Here is an 818-nt window from a genome sequence, read left to right as displayed (position 1 = left end):
TCATACTTTCCGACATAATACTTAATAATTCAGCAATGTTCTGATCGTGCTGTTTGTCTTCAACAAGTGTATATGTTTGAATAGTCGGTTGCTCCAATCTGAAAACCTGCACAATAAACTTCGCAAGCTCATCGTTTGAAATAAGTGGTAACCTATATCCCTTACCTCCAGGAATCACTGGCATGAGCCCTCTTCGCATACTCATCACAAGCAAACCTAATCCTGCTATCTGCTCTGTACTTCCTGTTTTACTACTACCAACTACAGTTGGCGGATTAATTACAGAAAGCGGATAACCTACTGCTGATGCCTGGTGACGGATATAAAGATCTGCTAAAAATTTTGTTCTCTCATATGGATTTTTCATTTTCAAATAATTGTTTCCTTCTTTAAACACATCAATTGCAATCTTGCTATTTTTATCATCAAAGGGACTCATATAACCTACAACATGAATAAATTGTTGCAAGCCCTTCAATTGATGAATACTTTTAGCTAATTCACTAATATGTTTGGCGCCATTTAAAAATACGGAAGCTGCCTCTTTACTTGTCACTTGAATATCCATGGGGCCTCCTGCGTGAATAATCACATCCGTTTTCAATATCCTCTCCTTATCTTCAGCACTTAGACCTAAATCTATTTTCGTCAAATCACCTTCAATAAAGTGCATAACTGCCTTTTTTAAGATGCCTCTTTCTTGAAAAATGCGTGTTGCTTTACTTTTCGACCTCACTAAAAGAAGAATTTTAACATCCTCTTTGGCTAATTCTTTCACTAATTGCTTTCCAATAAAGCCTGTTCCACCAATTAAAAAT

General features: G+C 36.3%; 1 protein-coding gene. It reads right to left on the bottom strand.

The window, feature by feature from the left end; genetic code table 11:
* The coding region (locus AC1DTM_RS29540) for an SDR family oxidoreductase (protein WP_477001597.1) at nt 1-818 on the bottom strand (818 nt) is incomplete at both ends.

Source organism: Bacillus sp. P4_D3 (genome assembly GCF_056401855.1).
The sequence above is the reverse complement of the archived record's forward strand: the minus strand, read 5'-3'. Positions and strand labels throughout refer to the sequence as shown.